This is a genomic window from Lunatimonas lonarensis (assembly GCF_000390185.1).
Taxonomy (GTDB): Bacteria; Bacteroidota; Bacteroidia; order Cytophagales; family Cyclobacteriaceae; genus Lunatimonas; species Lunatimonas lonarensis.
In genome coordinates this window covers 26,142-46,403 of the sequence record NZ_AQHR01000109.1, presented here as the reverse complement: position 1 = coordinate 46,403, position 20,262 = coordinate 26,142, and the positions used below count along the sequence as shown (strand labels likewise).

At 49.7% G+C, this 20,262-nt stretch carries 10 protein-coding genes; 9 read left to right on the top strand and 1 reads right to left on the bottom strand.

Going from position 1 to position 20,262, the window contains the following annotated elements; genetic code table 11:
* Positions 1 to 188: 188 nt before the first annotated feature.
* From ADIS_RS19235 to ADIS_RS19205, 7 genes are all read left to right on the top strand, one after another.
* Positions 189 to 3,011: a beta/alpha barrel domain-containing protein gene (locus ADIS_RS19235; protein WP_010856360.1), complete on the top strand. Its 2,823-nt coding sequence runs from the start codon at positions 189 to 191 to the stop codon at positions 3,009 to 3,011.
* Between the two features lie 62 nt (positions 3,012 to 3,073).
* Positions 3,074 to 5,212 carry a right-handed parallel beta-helix repeat-containing protein gene (locus tag ADIS_RS19230; RefSeq protein ID WP_010856359.1) on the top strand — a complete coding sequence of 713 codons (2,139 nt, stop codon included), beginning with the start codon at positions 3,074 to 3,076 and terminating at the stop codon, positions 5,210 to 5,212.
* A 149-nt stretch (positions 5,213 to 5,361) separates the two neighbouring features.
* The gene (locus ADIS_RS19225) at positions 5,362 to 6,747 is read left to right on the top strand and encodes a sugar porter family MFS transporter (RefSeq protein WP_010856358.1); all 1,386 of its coding nucleotides are present in this window, start codon (positions 5,362 to 5,364) and stop codon (positions 6,745 to 6,747) included.
* Between the two features lie 40 nt (positions 6,748 to 6,787).
* Positions 6,788 to 10,102 carry a DUF5107 domain-containing protein gene (locus ADIS_RS19220; RefSeq protein ID WP_010856357.1) on the top strand — a complete coding sequence of 1,105 codons (3,315 nt, stop codon included), beginning with the start codon at positions 6,788 to 6,790 and terminating at the stop codon, positions 10,100 to 10,102.
* A gap of 181 nt (positions 10,103 to 10,283) precedes the next feature.
* Positions 10,284 to 12,764: a hypothetical protein gene (locus tag ADIS_RS19215; protein ID WP_010856356.1), complete on the top strand. Its 2,481-nt coding sequence runs from the start codon at positions 10,284 to 10,286 to the stop codon at positions 12,762 to 12,764.
* 82 nt (positions 12,765 to 12,846) lie between these two features.
* The gene (locus ADIS_RS19210) at positions 12,847 to 14,376 is read left to right on the top strand and encodes an arylsulfatase (RefSeq protein WP_010856354.1); all 1,530 of its coding nucleotides are present in this window, start codon (positions 12,847 to 12,849) and stop codon (positions 14,374 to 14,376) included.
* A 190-nt stretch (positions 14,377 to 14,566) separates the two neighbouring features.
* Complete coding sequence (locus ADIS_RS19205) at positions 14,567 to 14,767, top strand: hypothetical protein (RefSeq protein WP_010856352.1); 201 nt, start codon at positions 14,567 to 14,569, stop codon at positions 14,765 to 14,767.
* Between the two features lie 31 nt (positions 14,768 to 14,798).
* Here the strand turns inward: ADIS_RS19205 and ADIS_RS19200 are convergent, their stop codons facing one another.
* Positions 14,799 to 16,268, bottom strand: coding sequence for an FAD-binding domain-containing protein (locus ADIS_RS19200; RefSeq protein ID WP_010856351.1), 1,470 nt, complete (start codon positions 16,266 to 16,268; stop codon positions 14,799 to 14,801).
* 211 nt (positions 16,269 to 16,479) lie between these two features.
* Between ADIS_RS19200 and ADIS_RS19195 the strand changes: the two genes are divergently transcribed.
* Both ADIS_RS19195 and ADIS_RS19190 read left to right on the top strand, forming a co-directional pair.
* Positions 16,480 to 17,379: a restriction endonuclease gene (locus ADIS_RS19195; RefSeq protein WP_010856349.1), complete on the top strand. Its 900-nt coding sequence runs from the start codon at positions 16,480 to 16,482 to the stop codon at positions 17,377 to 17,379.
* Between the two features lie 125 nt (positions 17,380 to 17,504).
* Complete coding sequence (locus ADIS_RS19190) at positions 17,505 to 20,204, top strand: PQQ-dependent sugar dehydrogenase (RefSeq protein WP_010856348.1); 2,700 nt, start codon at positions 17,505 to 17,507, stop codon at positions 20,202 to 20,204.
* Positions 20,205 to 20,262: the final 58 nt, after the last annotated feature.

Here is a 20,262-nt window from a genome sequence, read left to right as displayed (position 1 = left end):
ACCATTTGACCGAAAACGCTGGCATGGTCCGACCGAAATATCCAGACTTCTTTAACAAGACCAAGCCGGACCGAGTTCGAACTAGCTGACGCAGGTTTTTGCCATTTGTCAAAAATAGTTGGGCTCCTTTGCGGTATAGTTGGCGGGGTTTTGTTTTTTTGTCCTAGACAAGCTGTTTTTCAACGACTATGCGACAAGAACTCATCCTGACCTACCTATTTGTTTACATCCTTTCGTTTTCATTCGCCCAGGAAGCCCTCCCGCTTTACGAACCTACGAAGGTCAAGGCCTCGGGGGATTGGCTGCTTTATCAGGCCAACCAACCTGCTGCGCTTTACTCGACTCAGGACGGACACCTGGTTCTAGGCAACGGCCTGGTTAGCCGCTCGTTTTCTATTGCTCCCAATGGGGCCACCATCGGTGTGGATCACCTACAGACCGGAGAATCGTTTTTGCGATCGGTGCGGCCCGAAGCAGAAGTGCAGATTGACGGCATCGTATTCGAAGTAGGCGGCTTGGTCGGACAGCCCATTCATAATTACCTGCTTCCGGAGTGGTTGGAATCCATGGAGGCAGATCCCGGATCCTTTAAATTGCAAGGGTATCGAATGGCGGAAACCAAAGAGCGCTTTCCGTGGAAAAAGCGCGAGGATTGGATGCCCAAAGACATGCCTTGGCCGGTACCTGGAAAAGAGCTGGTGTTTTCGTATAAGCTGGATGAGGCTGCTTTGGAGGAGCTTGGAAAGCGTCTGAACTCTGATGACGGGCGTGAGCGGTTGGTGAATGATACCTTTGAATCCCTACGCAACGAATGGAAACGCGTTGAATCCGATGCAGATGAACGTAGTTCTTTTATCAACGAAGGAAAAGCGGGCGAAATCATGGCCTTGGCCAATACGGCGGTATATGCCGAGCAATCGGTGTTGCCGCAAGCATCGGTTTTCATCGCTCGCATCAATCCGGGGACGGATAAGAGCAGCTCCTGGGGGCCGGGTATTGGGCTTGTTTTTTCCGACCAGGTCGTGAAGCTTAACCTACGTCCGGGAGATGAGGCGATTGGATTCTTTGATGGGTATAAAGAGTTGATTGTAAATGGTTTATCACCGGGAGTTTCGGTATGGCTACGGTTGGAACTGCGCGACAACAAGCTGCTGGCCTCCTGGTCTTACGATAACAACGTGTGGACACAGGCAGGAGAGGTTGCGTATACGCAGTCTCCCGTATCCGTCCGGGTAGGAAAGATGGATCCAACCGGAAAAAACAGTGACCATCCTACCGCCAAAGGCCAATTGGAGCGAAGTAGAATAGAGGCGTTTTACATGCTCGGCGAGAGCGATGGCGACGTTTCGCCATTGGAAGCATACCGCTATTTGAAAGACATTACGGTAAATGTTCACTACGAACTCTATGATGGTTTGCCGGTGTTTGGCAAGTGGATCACGGTAGAGAACCATTCCGGAAAAACGATTACCCTAAACACCTTCAAAAGTGAAATTCTGGCCGTAACCGAGCCGGAAAGTCACGTGGATCCGACGGAAAAATGGCTTTACCCCAATATCACCGTAGAGACGGACTATAATTTTGGAGGTATGACTGCCGAAAACATCTTTCGCTCCAGTATTGCTTGGAAGACCGATCCGCTGTACCTGACACAGGTGAATTATGAGCGCACCACACCGGTTCTTTTGGAGGTCGCGCCGAAATACGGCCCCGAGCAGGAAATCCTACCCGGAAGTACATTTGCTTCTTATCGCGCCTGGGAGCTCATTCACGATTCGTGGGAGCGGGAGAGAAAAGGATTGGAACACCGGAGAATGATTCGGGCGATGGCTCCTTGGGTAACCGAAAACCCCATACTGATGCATGTGCGGAGTGCCGAGACCGAGGCCGTAAAGAAGGCCATCGACCAAAGTGCCGAAGTAGGTTTTGAGATGGTCATCATGACCTTTGGAAGCGGGTTTAATGCCGAAGATGACAGCGAGGAAAACATCAACCGAATCAAAAGCCTGGTTGAGTATGCCCACAGCAAAGGAGTGGCCTTGGGAGGTTATTCGTTGTTGGCCAGCCGCCGCATCGGCGGCGGACACGATGTGGTGATGCCGGAGGGCATGACGCCCCGATTTGGGAACTCCCCCTGTCTGGAAAGTGAATGGGGGCACGCCTATTTTCGCAAGCTGTACAATCTCTACCAAAAAACCGGTATGGATGTGTTCGAACACGATGGGTCCTATCCGGGGGACGTCTGTGCGGCGGAGCACCATCCGGGGCACCGGGGATTGGCCGACTCCCAATGGAATCAGTACAGCCGTATTGCTGATTTTTACCAGTGGAGTCGTTCGGAAGGCATTTATCTCAATATTCCCGATTATTATTTCATGGCCGGCAGCAACAAGACGGCCATGGGATACCGGGAGACTAATTGGTCCCTGCCACGGGAGCAGCAGGAAATCATCGAACGGCAGAACATCTTTGACGGTACCTGGACCAAAACCCCCAGTATGGGCTGGATGTTCGTGCCGTTGGTAGAATACCATGGAGGGGGAAAAGCCGCTACCATCGAACCCCTGAGAGACCACTTACCGCATTATGGACAACGCATGGCCAATCTCTTTGGGGCAGGGGTGCAGGCCACCTACCGTGGGCCGCAGCTGTACGACGCACCGGAAACCAAAGAGCTGGTGGAGCATTGGGTTGGATTTTACAAAAAACACCGGGAAGTGCTCGATGCCGATATTGTTCACCTCCGCCGACCTGATGGACGGGACTGGGATGGGATTCTACACGTAAATCCCTCCGGGCAGGAAAAGGGATTGCTGATGCTGTATAATCCGCTGGATCAGGATATCCGACGGACCATTCAAGTACCGGTATATTACACCGGTCTGCATGATAGGGTGCTGGTAGAGGACCAATGGGGCCAAACAACCTCTGTAGAAGTAAGCCGCGATTACTACCTGCCTCTTGAGGTCAGCCTGCCCAAGAAGGGATACGCCTATTTTAGTTTCAAATAGGGGTTATTGTTTGGGAATCCTTTTTCTTGGAAGTTTTACATTAGTTGCTATCGCTTGATACTATGAATCTACTCGCGCTGATTTTGTATGTTTTTGTATTTTGGGCCACAGCATTGTCCCAACCAATCACCCTATACCTTGCGCCGGGCGGGGCGGATACCAATCCTGGTACCCAGGAAGCCCCGCTTTTATCCTTGACGGGAGCCCGGGATTTGATCCGGAAGCTGCAAACCTCCGATACGGTCTATGTGAAGATAGCCCCTGGGGATTACCAGTTGACGAGGCCCTTGGAGCTCACATCCGCCGATGCGACACCGATCGTGTTTGAGGGGATGAACGATCGGGTTACCTTTTATGGAGGGGTTTCCATTTCCGGTTGGGAAAAGGTTAGCGACAGATTGTGGAGGGCACCGGTCCCTTTGCCCTATCACGGCAGAGCTGGCTTTGAGCAGCTTTTTGTAAATGGTGAGCGGCCCACCCGTGCCAGAATGCCCAATTCGGGGTTTTTCCAGGTAAAGGCTGTAGAAGAGACGATAGTCGACAGGGGGCAGGATCGTTTGCCGGAATTTGCCGTTCAAAAAATCCTCCTAGACCCCGAAGATGCAGCCTTTCTGCAAGGGGAGAGTCCTGTTGACATCAAAGATGCGGTGATCACGTTCTACCATAAATGGGATGTCACGCGCAAGTACATAGACCATTATGATTCCGATTCGTCTGCGGTGTACATCCGGGGAAAGGGAATGCAGCCCTGGAACCTGCTCGATGGCATTACCAAGTACAGGATCGAAAACATAGCGGCAGCCTTGGATGCACCCGGGGAGTGGTTGGTTAAGGAAGACGGCTACGTGTATTACATTCCCAGAGAAGGGGAGGAGCTTGCGTCTCTGTCGGCTTTTGTGCCCATCACGGACAAATTCATTATCATTAGTGGTGAAAATGCAAGCCCGGTCAAGAACAAACTATTCAAGAACATCCGCTTTAAAGTAGCGGGATACCAACTGCCCAAGCAGGGCGATGATCCGTTGCAGGCAGCCGCGCCCCTGGAGGCCAGCATCATGGTGGATTATGCGGATCACATCGTATTTGAAAACTGTGAGATTGCACACACGGGCTTGTATGGTGTTTGGTTTAGGAAACAAGTCACCAATAGCAAAATCAATAGATCGTATTTGCACGACTTGGGGGCGGGCGGGGTGAAGATCGGTGATTTCCTCTATCATGAGGAGGATAAAGAGGTATCGGCCAACAATTTGGTTCATAACAGTATCATCCGTGACGGCGGCCATTTGTTTCCCAGTGCGGTGGGCGTGATCGTTTTCCATGCCCGCGACAACGAAATCTCCCACAACGAGATTGCAGATTTCAGGTATTCCGGCATTTCGGTGGGATGGATGTGGGGCTATGAAGCCACGAAGGTGGTCACCAACGTACCAGATAGACATGGCCTACCGAAATGGCGGGAGGATCACCTAAAAAGTCCCGCTACGGGCAACGTTATCGCTTACAACCATATCCATCACCTGGGATGGGGAGAGCTTTCCGATATGGGTGGAGTCTACATTTTATCCGAAGCATTTGGTACCCATGTGCACCATAATGTTATCCACCACGTTTACTCGGCTACCTATGGTGGCTGGGGCCTGTACACCGACGAGGGTGCCACCCACGTTACCATGGAGAACAACCTGGTATATGACTGCAAGAACGCTGGCTTTCATCAGCACTACGGAAAGCAAAACACGATACGGAACAATATTTTTGCCTTTAATCTCAAGGGACAATTGCAGTTTACCCGGGTAGAAGGGCATCGTTCTTTTGACTTTGTCCAAAACATCGTATATGCAAGCAGCGGGGTTATGCTATTGGGCAACGTAAAGGATGCCGACATTATGATGGAGAACAACTGCTATTGGGACACCCGTACGAGGGATCCGTTGTTTCAAAAGATGCCCTTCAAGCAGTGGAAAAAGCACAAGGATAAAAACTCCATCCTGGCGGATCCTGGATTTGTGGACGCAGAAAACCGAGATTTCCGGTTGAAATCCCTCTCTGTAGCCCGTAAGATTGGTTTCAAGCCGTTTGATTATTCCCAAGCCGGCGTGTATGGGTCGGAGGAGTGGAAACAGCTCGCCGAGCTGGATGCCGTAAAATCGGCAGCCTTTGACGCGATCGTGCGGGAGATGGAAAAACAAGGTAATTAGCAGTTGGTAGAGTTAGAAGCTTCTGCCCAGCGATCTCAATTATCGGTTTCCCGGAGAATCCCCTTAAGTTGCTGTTCACGCACCTGCCGGGCTCCTTATGGTGTGGAATCATAAGCCCTAAACTAGGTAGCATTAATTAAATAAATCCGATGGGACAATTCAACAAAAAGTATATTTTCACCATTTCCATGGTATCTGCCATGGGGGGCCTTCTGTTTGGGTACGATTGGGTGGTGATAGGAGGGGCGAAGCCGTTTTACGAGCCCTTTTTTGAAATCAGCCAGTCGCCTGCCCTGCAAGGCTGGGCCATGAGCAGTGCCCTTACGGGGTGTTTGCTCGGCGCTATGGTATCCGGGGTATTCAGTGATGGACTGGGGCGAAAGCGATTGTTGATCTTTTCTGCTTTTCTGTTTACGGTTTCTGCCATCGGAACTGGGGCCACGTCTGATTTCACGGTGTTTATCCTATTCCGAATCGTGGGTGGAGTGGGCATTGGACTGGCCTCCAATCTTTCGCCTATGTACATCGCGGAGGTTTCACCGGCTGCCATGCGCGGTAGGTTTGTTTCATTAAACCAACTGACGATTGTGATCGGTATTTTGCTGGCACAGGTCGTGAACTGGCAACTCGCGGATCCCGTAGCCCCGGAGGCTACGGAAGCGCAGATTCTCATATCCTGGAACGGGCAAATGGGTTGGAGGTGGATGTTTTGGGCGGAGGTAATCCCGGCCGGTGTATTTCTTCTTTCTATGTTTTTTGTTCCGGAAAGCCCGAGGTGGTTGGCAAAAGCAGGCAATGAAAGCGGAGCCATGCAGACCTTATCAAAAATCGGTGGACAGCAATTTGCCAAGTTGGAATATGAACGCATTCGCGTGAGTTTGGCAGCTGATGGAGGAAAGAGTGGTGTTGGTCTTTTTAAGGTGCGGGGGATGCGAAAAATCCTGTTAATAGGAGTAGTATTGGCGGCGTTTCAGCAATGGTGCGGCATCAATGTGATATTTAACTACGCACAGGAAGTATTTGCAGCGGCTGGGTACGGAGTCTCAGACATACTCTTCAACATCGTAGTAACCGGAAGTGTAAACCTTGTTTTTACGTTTGTTGCCATTTATACCGTTGATAAGCTGGGGCGAAGGGCATTGATGATAGCTGGATCGGCCGGGCTGGCAGGTATCTATCTATTGATGGGTGCAGGATACTATTTTCAGGTTACCGGGTGGCCTTTATTGCTTTTGGTCATTGCCGGAATCGCGTGTTATGCCATGTCATTGGCACCAGTCACTTGGGTACTGCTAGCGGAAATCTTCCCCAACAGGATCCGGGGTGCGGCCATGTCCCTGGCCACGGCTACGCTTTGGGTGGCCAGTTTTCTACTTACCTATACCTTTCCATGGCTCAATGCGACCTTTGGAACCTCCGGTACTTTCTGGTTGTACGGGGCCATCTGTGTGGCTGGCTTGTTGTTCATCTACCGAAAACTACCCGAAACCAAAGGAAAGTCGCTGGAACAACTGGAACTGGAAATCGTGAAATGAAGAGTCTGAATTTGCTCAATTGCATACTATAAAAATCGAAATGAAGGAAGTATTCGCGTCAATAGGGTCGCAGTCAATCCCTACCTATGGACTGGGGAAACCGGAGGTTAATCCTGTTTTTTTTGAAAAAAGAGTCTACCAAGGCTCTTCCGGAAAGGTGTATCCGGTACCGTTTATCGATAAGGTGTTCGATGAAAAGGAAAAGATGGATTACGTGGTGGCCAGTCTGGAAAATGAATTTGTAAAACTGGAAATGCTTCCGGAGATAGGTGGAAGGATATTCAGGGCTCAGGATAAGGCAAACAACAGCTATGATTTTTTTTATCCCCAGGAGGTAATCAAGCCGGCCTTGGTCGGGTTGGCGGGGCCTTGGATCAGCGGAGGGGTGGAGTTTAACTGGCCACAGCACCACCGCCCGGGTACCTATCTGCCCACCGATGTTTACATAGAAAATGAACCTGACGGTGCAAAAACGGTCTGGATGTCGGAATACGATCCCATGAACCGTATGAAAGGCATGCACGGGATCCGTCTGCGACCGGGAAGTGCATTGATTGAACTTCGTGCCCGTTTATATAACCGTACTCCTTTGGTTCAGACATTTTTATGGTGGGTCAACGTGGCGGTACAGGTACATGAAGACTACGAGAGCTTTTTCCCTACGGACGTCCATTACGTAGCCGATCACGCAGTGCGGGCCATGAGCAGTTTTCCATATGCGGAGAACTACTACTATGGGATACCTTACCACGAACGAATAGGGCGTAATGATTTACGGCGATACCAGAACATTCCCGTTCCCACGAGTTACATGGTTTGTGAAACCGCCTTTGATTTTTTTGGTGGATACGACCACCAAGCCGGCGGAGGGTTTATTCATGTGGCCGACCGCCATATTGCGCCTGGGAAAAAACAGTGGACATGGGGGAATGCGGAGTTTGGGCAGGCTTGGGATCGAGAGCTGACTGATCGGGGTGGCCCCTATTTTGAGCTCATGGCCGGGGTTTATACCGATAATCAGCCGGATTTTTCGTACTTGGTTCCCTATGAAACCAAAACATTTTCCCAGTACTGGTGGCCTTATCAAAAGTTGGGTCCGGTGCAACAAGCCAACCAAGACCTAGCCATTCGGTTGGAACTACTAGCCGGCAACCGACTGGATGTGGGGGTAGCTTCCTCCAGAAATAGGAGTGGATTACGCCTGATTTTGAAGCGGGGACAAGAAGATACTGTTTTTGATCAGGTGGATGTTTCTCCGAGTGCACCTTGGAGACGCACCGATTTGATGATTGAAGCGGGGCAAGAAAACGAAGTCTCTTTACGTATTGCAGATGCGAGCGGCAGGGAATTGCTGTCATACCACAGAAAGGAAAATACGGCGGTTAGAACGCGCTCGGTTGCCAAAGAGCCGTCCCTCCCTAGCGAAACGAAAAATTCATCGGAGTTGAATCTGATCGGAGAGCATTTGGAACAGTATCGCCATCCCACTCGATATCCGGAAATTTACTGGCAGGAAGCGATCCGCCGTAATCCCCGAGATTACCATGCACTCATCGCATTGGGAAAGGAATCACTGAAGCGCGGATTGTTGGGTGAAGCAACCGGAAAATTTAGGGAGGCGGTTCAAATCCTAACCAGTTACCATCCCAATCCCGAAACAGGAGAGGCCCATTACTTTTTGGGACTTTGCTGTTTGTTTCAGGAAGGAACGGACGAAGCCTATGGTTACCTTTACAAGGCTACCTGGAACTACGCATGGCGATCCGCCGCACACTATCTACTTGCTGCGATAGACTGTCGTAGAGGGGGGGTTGAACAGGCACTGGTTCACCTTGAGGCTTCTTTGGATACCAACCGGCAAAATAATAGGGCCTTTATTTTGAAGGCAATTTTGAAAAGATATCAACATAGAACCTCGGAAGCCTTGCAGGAGTTGGATTCCTTGCTGAAGATTGATCCACTGGATCAATGGGCGCGTTTTGAGCGAAGTATCCTGACAGGAGACTTCGAGGAATTTTTTGTTGGCACCCGAAACGATGCACAGACGCTGATTGATATAGCCTTTGATTACGCGGAGGCCGGATTTTTCAACGACGCAATAGCAGCCATCGAATTGCACCACCGATCGGAAGTGGGGGAGAGTGCCGTGTCCAATCCCCTAAAAACCAGTGCCATGACCCAGTACCTGCTGGCTTGGCTATACGCGAAAACCGGTCAACAGGAGAGTTCAATAGAAGCCTTGGGGGTAGCTTCCTCGTCAAATCCTGATTATTTCTTTCCCTCGAGAATTCGCGAGCAACTGGTGTTGGAATGGGTACTTTCCTTAGGTGGTGATTTCTCAGTGGCCGCTTACGGGTTGGGAAATTACTATTACGATAAAAAGAGACAGGAAGAGGCGATTGATGTGTGGGAAAGGGCCGCGGAAAAGATGGCTTACGGCACCCTGTTTCGTAACCTTGGAATTGCCTACTGGAACCAACGAAATGATGGGGTGAAGGCCCGGTCGGCCTTTGAAATGGCCATTCATTTGGCACCTACGGATGTACGCATCTTGTTTGAATACGACCAATTGCGAAAAAAAATGAATGATTCGCCCTTGGAGCGGTTAAGTTATCTGGAGCCATTTCAGGATGCCATTCGGAAACGCGATGACTTCAGTGTGGAATTGGCCGCTCTTTACAATTTTACCGGGCAGTATGAGAAGGTATTGAAACTTTTGGAAAGCAAGCGTTTTCATCCGTGGGAGGGCGGTGAAGGTCAAGTGCTGCGTCAGTATTCGTATGCCTGTTTGAAGCTGGCTGAAATAGCCCTTGGAAATGGCAACGCCGAGGAGGCACTTAGGTACGTTGAGATGGCAGATGATACGCCAGACAACCTTGGGGAAAAATACCACCCACTTCAAGCAAAAGCGCAAATCCATTATTGGATGGGGTTGGTGTATAAGGCACTGGGTAGATCCGAAGAGGCTGAGGTGCTTTTTAAGCGTAGTGCTGCCGAACAGGGCGATTTTGTAGACATGGCGGTAAGTGCACATTCCGAGATGACTTACTACGTAGCGATGTCCTTGAGGGAATTAGGGCTTGTAGATCAAGCGGAGTTGGTTTTGAGGGAGTTGAAAGAATACGGAATTAGAAAGCTCAATGAGGAGGTGAAAATTGATTATTTCGCTACCTCGCTACCGTTGCTGTTGGTTTTTGATGAGGATCTGAATGCAAGAAACAAGTCGGAATCAAACTATCTGATTGCCCTGGCAGAAGCGGGATTGGGGAATACGGAGGCAGCCAAGCACATCGCAGGGGAAATTCTGAAACAAAACGCCATGCATGTAGGGGCCAATATTCTGAAGAACGGATAGTGGGTTGGCGAAAGACTGGGTTTGCAAATCGACGATCTTTTCATCCATGATTTCCAAAGGGAAAAAGGGTGGTCAGAAATTGTAAATAGCTGGGATTAGTCTTAGATTTCGAATGAAAAAAACAAATAAACCAATCGCCCAAATCCTCTGCTAGCCACTGGTTGGTAGGCCCATTTTCCTTATGTTAAAGATCAATCACCTATTTCCCGCTATTTTCCTAATTATAGCGGCGGCCTGTTCTGCCCCCTCTACAAACAATGACCTAGCGTCAAGCTACCCGAATTTCAGTGGTATTTATCCTCATTTGGCCTACTACAACGAAGAGTCTGAGTGTGGTACGGGGGCTGTTGTGCCATGGGCTGACAGGCTGTGGGTGATTACCTATGGGGCGCATTTGCCTTACGGATCTTCGGATAAACTGTATGAGATCACCCCTGACCTACAGCAGATTGTTCGACCGGAGAGTATTGGCGGCACCCCGGCCAACCGAATGATCCACACCGAAAGCCGGCAGTTGTTTATAGGCCCTTATGCCATCTCCCAATCCCGCGACGTGCGGGTCATTCCCTACGAACAAATGCCGGGTAGGCATACCGGAAACGCCCGCCACCTTACCGATCCCAGCGGAAAGATCTATTATGGTACCATGGAGGAAGGCTTTTACGAAGTGGACGTGACTACCTTGGAAGTCAACACGCTCTATGTAGACGGCAATGTGACCCGTCCGCCCGGGGAACCATTGGATACCAAATTATTGCTCGGAGCCCATGGCAAGGGCCTTTATTCCGGGCAGGGGGTCATGGTTTATTCCAACAACGGTGAATCCGGTCAGCGCGCCCGCGATGAATTTGACATCGAAGCCGGATCGCTTTATGAGTGGGACGGGAACGAATGGAAACTGGTGCGACGAAACCAGTTTGTGGAGGTGAGCGGGCCGGGCGGGATTCATGGCAATAAAAACCCCGAAACCGACCCGATTTGGGCGACGGGATGGGATCATAAATCGGTTTTGCTGGGTGTACGGGATGCGGATGCGGGCTGGGAATTTTTCCGGCTTCCCAAAGCCAGCCACAGCTACGATGGTGCTCATGGATGGAATACTGAATGGCCTCGAATCCGTGATGTGGGTACGGAGCAAAATCCGGACTACCTAATGACCATGCACGGGATGTTTTGGCGTTTTCCGGCTGGATTTACGCGGACAAGCACCTCCGGAATCCGTCCCCGGTCGGCCTATCTGAAAGTAATCGGGGATTTTGCCCGTTGGCAGGATTGGGTGGTATTCGGTGCCGACGACTCGGCGAACAAGGAATTCCTGAACAAACGCCGCGCAAAGGGCAGCCTGGAAGGCCCCGGGCAATCCAATTCCAATTTATGGTTTGTAGCGCAGGACATGCTCGACCGGTTCGGACCCGCTACCGCCAACGCTGCGGTATGGCTAAACGAAGAAGTAGGCGCAGGGATATCTTCCGAACCTGTGCTTTTCACCGGTTGGGATCACATTACCCTATGGATTCAGAATCAGGGTTCCAAATCAGCCCAGTTTACCTTGCAAATTGACCCCTCGGGAAAAGGTGAATGGCAGGACTACCGCAGTCTGGATATCCGTCCGGGTGCGTCAGAGGCCATTACGTTTGGTGCGGACGAACAGGCAGAGTGGATGCGGATCATCCCCAAATCAGCCACCAAAGCCACCGCCCACCTCGCCTATGTGACCCAAGATAATCGTGGAACCCAACGGGATGGCCTCTTCGCAGGGGTCAACAAAGTGGGCGACCAACCGGCAACCGGGGCCTTGTTATATGGATTGGGAGACAATCGACGCAAACTTGGCCTTGCCGCCAAGCGCATGGAGGATGGGAAGTACGTGGAGGCAGGCTATTACGAATTGGATGCATCGATGGTGCTGGAACGGGTGGAGGATCCGGAAATGGAGACTTTCATCACCACGAAGTTTGCCATTCCGGAGCAGGTGGTCACCGTCGAGGAAGGATCTGTGTTGGTGGTGGACGACCGTAACCGACGCTGGCGATTACCTCTGGGGGACAGGAAGTTTGACAGTTGGTCTATGAATGGTCAGATGCGCATCTGCCGGGAAGTGGCAACGGAGCGTGACCTGTTTAACTGCCACGGTACATTCTACGAGCTTCCGGCCGAGAATGCCGATGGCTACGCGAAGATTCGTCCGGTGGCCTCTCATGATTTGCTGGTTACCGATTATGCGTCGTACAGGGGTATGTTGGTGATCTCCGGGGTGGATCCCGACATGGCCGATTCGAATCCGCATGTGATCCGGTCCAAAGATAAGCAGCTCGCGGTATGGGCAGGGGTCATAGACGACCTATGGAAGCTCGGCAAGCCCACCGGCAATGGCGGGCCTTGGGTCAATTCCCGGGTGGCCAAGGGAGTTCCTTCCGATCCGTATCTTTTTGGCTTTTACGATAAGAAAAGGGTGGAACTAAAGCACTCAGCTGCCAAGGCGGTTACCTTCAGTATCCTGTTTGAACCCGTGGGCCACGGGCCATGGCTCACATGGAAAGAGATTACGGTACAACCGGGAGAGACAGCGCATCTTGAGTTTCCGAAGGGCTTGGAGGCGCGCTGGGTAAGGCTTGTAGCAGACAGCGATTGCGAGGCAACAAGCTGGTTTACCTACGATTGACAATAATAAATATCCTAGCTGTAGGGATTACCGCTGCATCCTATATGGGACAGGTTGTGATCCTTGAAAAAACCACCGCCTTATGACATTCAAATGCATTACCATTTCAATTTTCGCACTTCTTTTGGTTGCTTGTTCATCGGAAAGGCAACCACCCATAAGTCCGCCAAATATCATTTACATATTGGCCGATGACTTGGGCTATGGAGATCTGGGGTGCTATGGGCAGGATAAAATAGAAACACCCCACCTTGATGCGTTAGCGGCAGGCGGTATGTTGTTTACCCAACACTATTCCGGCTCTCCGGTATGTGCTCCGGCAAGGGCTGTGTTGCTTACGGGGCAGCATACCGGCAGGGTGCAGGTCCGAGGCAACGACGAATGGGCCGAGCGGGGAGATGTGTGGAATTACTTGGCCATGCTTGCTGACTCTACCCTGGAGGGCCAGCGTCCGATTGCAGAGGGAACCGTCACGCTGGGAACCTTGCTTCAGGGAATCGGTTATACGACTGCTATTGTCGGAAAGTGGGGTCTGGGAGCACCTCACACCGTAGGTGTCCCCAATATGCAGGGATTCGATTACTTTTTTGGTTACAATTGCCAACGACAAGCGCATACATTATATCCGCTTCATCTTTGGGAAAACGACCGTCGGGTTTACCTAAGAAACGATACCATCGCTCCAAATAAAAGATTGCCCGATGGGGCTGATCCCTATGCGGTGGAAAGCTATTCTGATTATTTTTTGTCTGATTACGCTCCGGATATAATGTTTGACCGCATCACGGATTTTGTCAGCAAGCGGCAGAAGGAACCTTTTTTCCTTTATTGGGCCACCCCCATCCCCCACGTACCCCTACAGGCTCCGAGCAAGTGGATAGACTACTATGTAGAGAAATTTGGCGACGAAGAGCCCTACTTGGGCAACGATTCCTACTTTCCTGCCCGCTACCCGAGAGCGACCTATGCGGCCATGGTCAGTTACCTGGATGAGCAGGTAGGCCGCTTGGTGCAGCAGCTAAAAGATCAGGGGATTTACGACAATACCCTTATTATTTTTACTTCGGACAATGGCCCCACCTTCAATGGGGGCACCGATTCCCCGTGGTTCAATAGTGCCGGTCCTTTTAGAGAGGAGCGTGGGTTTGGTAAAGGATACTTATACGAGGGAGGGATCAGAGTGCCGATGATCGCTTCCTGGCCAGCCATGATCCAAGCTGGCTCGAGGAGTGACCATATTTCGGCTTTTTATGACGTCATGCCTACCCTGGCCGAGATAGCGGGTGTAGAACAGGGTTTTGATACCGATGGGATCAGTTTTCTTCCAGCACTTCGAGAGCAAAAGCAACCTAAGCACGACTATTTGTATTGGGAATTCCCATCCTATGGGGGACAAATGGCCGTGAGGATGGGAAAATGGAAAGCACTTCGATTAAATATGGATAACGACGGGTCCGAGTGGGCTCTTTTTAACCTAGAAAGTGATCCGATGGAGCAGGTGGACTTGGCGCGGGAATATCCCGAGTTAATCGCCAAGGTTACGGAAATTGTCGCCGAGGCCCACGTACCGGCGGCCAATCCCAGGTGGCGTTTTTCCGCATTGGGGGAATAGTTCCAACCATCAGAGGTACTAAATGGTGGCTACCCAATAGGTAGTGAAAAAAATATCGCCTACTGAATTATTTTTCACTCCAATTCCCGTATTTTCAATGTCTTGAAGATCAGATGTGAAATACAGTTTACGGCAGGTATTCACGTACTGACGATGTAGACCAGGAGGATATTATGTAACAGGATAGAGCATGAACAACCGTCAATTTATATTAACGATACTTGTGCTTCTAGGCGCATTGCTGGGCATTTGTTTGGCACATTTTGGTAGGAGCGGATTCAATTGGGAGCGTGACCATTTGCTGGTTTTTTCCGTCACTGCTTCGGCCTTGGGGCTTTTAGTAGGCGGTGCAACTGTGCTGGCCTTTCGTCGGAGTAACCGACACGAATAATCGAATTTGAAAAAGATAGTCAATAAAACTTCTAAGGCCATCGATCAGGTACCGTATGGGTGCCCAGGATTCGCTTCGCTTCGTGCTGTACACTTTCCATTTTTTGGGCCTTCCAGATATGATCTCGGGCGAATTTTCCAGAGGCATCCAGATCTACGATTGGAAAAGGGTAGTCTTTGCCCAGCTGAAATCCGTACAATGACGACTCGATTCCCGTGATTTTCCAAGGTTCGTGAAGGAGGTGAAGCGGCAATGCAGCCAGTTCGGGAACCCACTTCTTGATGAATGTCCCGTCGGCGTCATGTTCTAAAGATTGCTTGACAGGATTGTAGATCCTGACAATGTTGATACCGGTAACTCCGGCCTGCATCTGCAATTGGGGATAATGGATTCCGGGTTCAAAATCAAGAAACATCCGGGCCAGATGGTCTGCACCCGTACGCCAATCCTGAAAAAGGTGATGGGTCAAAAAGGACACCAGCATGGCCCGCATCCGAAAGTTCAGGTATCCGGTCTCCCGCAGGCAGCGCATGCAGGCATCTACCAGGGGGTATCCGGTTTTCCCCTCTTCCCATGCGGTGATTTTCCCCGTATCCCTTGGCTTTAAAAAACCATCAAAACCCCTGTTGACATGCTCGTACTCCATCCGACATTCCATTTCGAACTTCTGGATGAAGTGGCAATGCCACCGCAGCCGGGATTGAAAATTCGTCAGGTTTTTGGCCTGGAAACCATCCTTCTTTTTTTTCTCCGCGGCCTGGTATACCTGTCGAATGGATAGGTTGCCCCAGGCCAGGTAGGGTGATAGCCGACTACACCCTGTTCGGCTGAGCAAGGGTTTGGATATGTGTCGGTTGTAGTTTTTGATTCGTTCTTTGAAAAAGGAATCCGCGTATTTCTTCGCGGTAGATTCCCCACCATTTTGCATGCCGGGTTGGGATGTTTTCCATTCCTCGGGTATTCGCTGAGAGGGTAAGCTTTCCAGGAACCTATTGGAGAGAGCGTAAAAATCCCCTTTCCGTAAATCCGGGTTTTCCTGTGGTGAGGCCATCAGGGCATACCAGTCCTGCGACCAGTTTTTTCGGTCTTTTCTGCCGCGTTTTACGCCCTGTTGGGGAAACTCCCGCCAGAGAATTCCATTGGCCTTGAAAAACGCCGCTACCCGCTTATCCCGTTGGTAGGTAAGTTGGATTCCCGTTTCCTGGTGGGAAAACACGGTTTTTATCCGGTAGGATTGGGATAATTTTTGAAAAAGCAGCACAGGATCCACGTATAAAATATGGAGTTTGGCTTGGAAGGGTTCCAATTGAGCGGTTAGGTCCATCAAGCTTTGCCATACAAACCGCCAATGCCTTAGGTCGTGTTTCGGAGACGCTATGAGCTCAGGTTCAACGCAATAGACCAAAATGACCGGCAATCCGTCTTCTATGGCCACTTTGAGCGGCGCATGGTCGCCCAGCCTCAAATCACGCTTGAACCAAACAATATTGACCTGTTCCATTTTGGTAGGAACTAGGGATGGGGGTAAAAGTTTTTTTATAAAATGGAAAGAGTTAGTTTTAGGAAGTAGAAAAACTTGGGCGTTTGGAAAATGGTTTGGGCCACACCTTTTAGGAAAGGTCATTTAACATTCTTCCGGGAATACATGGCAGCTAAACTCCATCGGGCGTGGTTGCTAGCAGGTAATTGTTATTTGGACTTATAGGAAATCAATGAGCAAGAAAAAGAATGGACAGGCTGAGTTTGTTAAATGGTTTGGGCCTGTGCTTGATGCATTAAGAGATTTGGGAGGTTCTGCCAAACCCAGAGAAATAGCAGAGAAGATTGGTGAAAATCTTAGTATTCCTGACGAAATATTAAATTTTAGATATGAGAAATCAGGCCAGTTGAAATTTCCTAATCAGATAGCCTGGGCAAGACAATATCTCGTTTGGGAAGAATTATTGGATTCGTCAAAACATGGAGTATGGGCATTGACAACGAAAGGTTGGTCAACTAAATTAAATGACAAGCAGTCTAGAGAAATATTTCTTAAATGGGTTAGGATTTTTCAGGATCTGAGGGAAAATAAGCATTCAACAGAAGGTGAAGCGGAAAAAGTTGTAAGTGCTTTGGAATCTACGGAGCCAGAAGAAGGACAGGCTTTAGTTAAACCTTCATTAATTGAAGTTTTGCAAAGTATTTCTCCAACAGGATTCGAGCATCTTTGTGGTAGATTATTGAAGGAATATAATTTTGAGAATGTGGAGATTACCCAAAGATCAAATGATGGTGGAATTGATGGATACGCGACATTAAAACTTAACCCGTTTGTGAGTCTAAGTGTGTTTTTTCAATGTAAAAGGTACCAAGGAACAGTACCAACCGAGAAAGTACAGGCTTTTATTGGCGTGATGGAAACCAACCGAAGAAGCGTAGAAAAAGGTTTGATGATTACAACAGGTTCGTTTGCAAAAAATTCGCATGAAATTGAAAAAGCTAATATTAAACTTGAGTTAATTGATGGTGAGAAACTAGTTGAAATGTTTGAAAAGGTAGAACTAGGGGTCATTCCAAAAACCATTTATGAACCGAATATGACATTTTTTGAACAATATCGAGAGATGAAATAGCGCGATGCGAAGGCAGATAAGAACGACGAAACCGAGAGTGACTCTCACTTCTTGCAAGTTGTATTTGGAGGTTTCATTTTCCATTCATTAGCTTTTTTTGTTATCTTTCCAGCACTTCAAAAGACATGAACCTTAACCGTTTTACCATCTGCCTTCTGGGCATTGTTCTTGTTTCGTGCACAACGGAACCGGAGAAGTTTGTTTCTGATAAACCCGAGGAGACCAGGTTCACCAAAGTCACCCTCGTGGAGCGATTGGATGAACCGATGGAACTGGAGGTTTTACGGGATGGCAAAATACTGTTTATCGAGCGGAAGGGCAAAATCAGGATGTTTGAGCCTACAACGGGGCTGGTCAAGGAAGTAGGCTTTCTTCCGGTTTATTTTGAGGCCGAGGACGGCTTGCTTGGTCTGGCCAAGGATCCCGGTTTTTACGACAACCAATGGATCTACTTGTATTACTCTCCCGCCGGGGATGAAAGCATCAACAGGCTATCCAGGTTTACGCTGGTGTCAGACATCATGGATCCGGAGTCAGAGGTCGTTTTGCTGGAAATCCCCCATTTCAGGGGCTGTTGCCATAGTGGAGGATCCATCGAATTTGATGGTCAGGGCAACCTTTTTCTATCCCTGGGAGATGATACCACGCCCTTCGAATCGGACAATTATAATCCCATAGACGAGCGGCCCGGACGACCTGAAAACGTGGACGCCCAGCGAAGTTCCTCCAATTCAAATGATCTCAGGGGCGCGATCCTTCGGATTACCCCACAGCAGGACGGCACTTATACCATTCCGGCGGGTAATCTTTTTCCGGTAGGCACACCCAATACCCGACCAGAGATTTACGTGATGGGCAACCGAAACCCCTTTCGGATTTCCGTGGATCCCCAAAATGGGTTTCTGTATTGGGGAGAGGTGGGGCCGGATGCGCATTCTGATAGCCTGGGCAGGGGTCCCAGAGGGCACGATGAGGTCAACCAGGCAAAGAAGGCCGGATTTTTTGGCTGGCCCTATTTTGTGGGCGATAACAAGCCGTATTGGTATTATGATTTTGAGAGCCAGGAAAGCTCCTTTGCCTATGATCCGAGTGCTCCGGTCAATAATTCCCCCAACAATACAGGGATAAATGTGTTGCCACCCGCGCAGAAGGCTATGATCTGGTATCCATATGCAGATTCAGAGGAGTTTCCAGCACTTGGTTCCGGCGGTAGGAATGCCATGGCTGGTCCAGTGTACTATCACAACCTCTTCCCGGATTCTGATGTCAAGTTCCCCAAATACTACCACGGGAAGCTTTTTATCTATGACTGGATGAGAAACTGGGTATTTACCGTAAAATTCGGAGAGGACGGAGATTTTGCGGGCTTGGAGGAGTTTATGCCAAACACCAAATTTGACAAGCCCATCGATATGCAGTTTGGAGCCGATGGGGCCCTTTATGTACTGGAATATGGCACCTATTGGGGTTCCCAAAACGATGACTCCGGAATCTACCGCATCGAATTTAACCCCGGAAACAGAAGGCCTATTGCCCGGTCCACTGCCAGCGTCCGGCAGGGCGCGGCACCCCTTCGGGTTCTGTTCAGCAGTGCAGGAAGCGAGGACTTGGATGGAGATAGACTTACCTACGAATGGGATTTTTACGGGGATGGGACCAGTCTGTCGAATCAGGCCGATCCGGCATTTGTTTTCGAACGGGTAGGTGAATTCAATACCGTGCTGACGGTAAGGGACAATCAGGGCCTAGAAAGCCGATCGGTTATTCCTATAGCCGTGGGGAACGAGCCTCCGGTAATCCATCTTCGTTGGGAAGGAAACAGGAGCTTCTATTGGGGTAGGCCCTCCGTTGCCTATAAAGCCGATGTGGATGATAAGGAAGACGGAAGCCTTGAGGCGGGGGACATTTCAGAAAGCGATGTGGTGGTTACTTGGGATTTTTTGGAAGAAGGGTTTGATAAGGCCATTTCAGAGATGGGCCACCAACAGACGGAAAACAGTGCCCAGCTTTTGGGGCAGAACCTCTTGGTGAAAAGTGGCTGCAATGCATGTCACGGCATGGAAAACGCCTCCGTAGGCCCTAGCTATCAGGCCATTGCTGAGCGATACGTCACCGATACCGAGGCTTCCGGGGCTTTGATCCAAAAAGTGATACATGGGGGTGGGGGAGTATGGGGTGAAAGGCTAATGCCCTCCCATGCACACCTAAAATCCACCGACATCGCCCAAATGGTAGATTATATCCTTTCGCTGAACCCTAATTCACTATCCAGCCGGAAAAACCGGCTACCCTCTTCCGGTAATGTCCTTTTGGATCGGCATACGAACAGAGGGACCTATCTGCTTACCATCAGCTACAAAGACAGGGGTGCAAATGGGATTGCTCCGATAGTGCGGAGAGAGCAGTTGGTTCTTAGACATCCATTGGTTCTTGCCGCTGATGCGGATTTTTTTCGGGGTACAGCCAAAGCGAATTTGGCAAATTCCAGGATGGTTAAATTCACGGAAAACAGTTCCTATGTGGGTTTTGAAGCAATTGATCTGAACCAAATCGGAAAGATTCGTTTGTCCATTGATCCAAACAGGAGAACCGGCCGGTTTGAAATCAGAAAGGACAGTCCCGAAGGGCCACTTATAGGTAAAAGTGAAGTTCTTAGTGATAAACTCAGACCAGAAAGTGAGGCTGGTAAATGGTTTGAGATTTCCATTCCCATAGATGACGCTCAAGATGTGACGGATCTGTACTTGGTTTTTCAGACAGATACAGGAGTCGATATTTGGGGTTCGTTCCTGTTGAATACGTTCTACTTTGACAAAGGGAGGTAGGTTTTGTCTTGGTTTGGTTTAATAGAATATTTCTTTAATCATTAATATGGTATAATGG

Bases quoted from the DNA above. Each gene is read 5' to 3' on its own strand.
- ADIS_RS19195 (WP_010856349.1), top strand. From the start codon at position 16,480: ATGAGCAAGAAAAAGAATGGACAGGCTGAGTTTGTTAAATGGTTTGGG.
- ADIS_RS19205 (WP_010856352.1), top strand. From the start codon at position 14,567: ATGAACAACCGTCAATTTATATTAACGATACTTGTGCTTCTAGGCGCA.
- ADIS_RS19220 (WP_010856357.1), top strand. From the start codon at position 6,788: ATGAAGGAAGTATTCGCGTCAATAGGGTCGCAGTCAATCCCTACCTAT.
- ADIS_RS19190 (WP_010856348.1), top strand. From the start codon at position 17,505: ATGAACCTTAACCGTTTTACCATCTGCCTTCTGGGCATTGTTCTTGTT.
- ADIS_RS19230 (WP_010856359.1), top strand. From the start codon at position 3,074: ATGAATCTACTCGCGCTGATTTTGTATGTTTTTGTATTTTGGGCCACA.
- ADIS_RS19210 (WP_010856354.1), top strand. From the start codon at position 12,847: ATGACATTCAAATGCATTACCATTTCAATTTTCGCACTTCTTTTGGTT.
- ADIS_RS19235 (WP_010856360.1), top strand. From the start codon at position 189: ATGCGACAAGAACTCATCCTGACCTACCTATTTGTTTACATCCTTTCG.
- ADIS_RS19225 (WP_010856358.1), top strand. From the start codon at position 5,362: ATGGGACAATTCAACAAAAAGTATATTTTCACCATTTCCATGGTATCT.
- ADIS_RS19215 (WP_010856356.1), top strand. From the start codon at position 10,284: ATGTTAAAGATCAATCACCTATTTCCCGCTATTTTCCTAATTATAGCG.
- ADIS_RS19200 (WP_010856351.1), bottom strand. From the start codon at position 16,268: ATGGAACAGGTCAATATTGTTTGGTTCAAGCGTGATTTGAGGCTGGGC.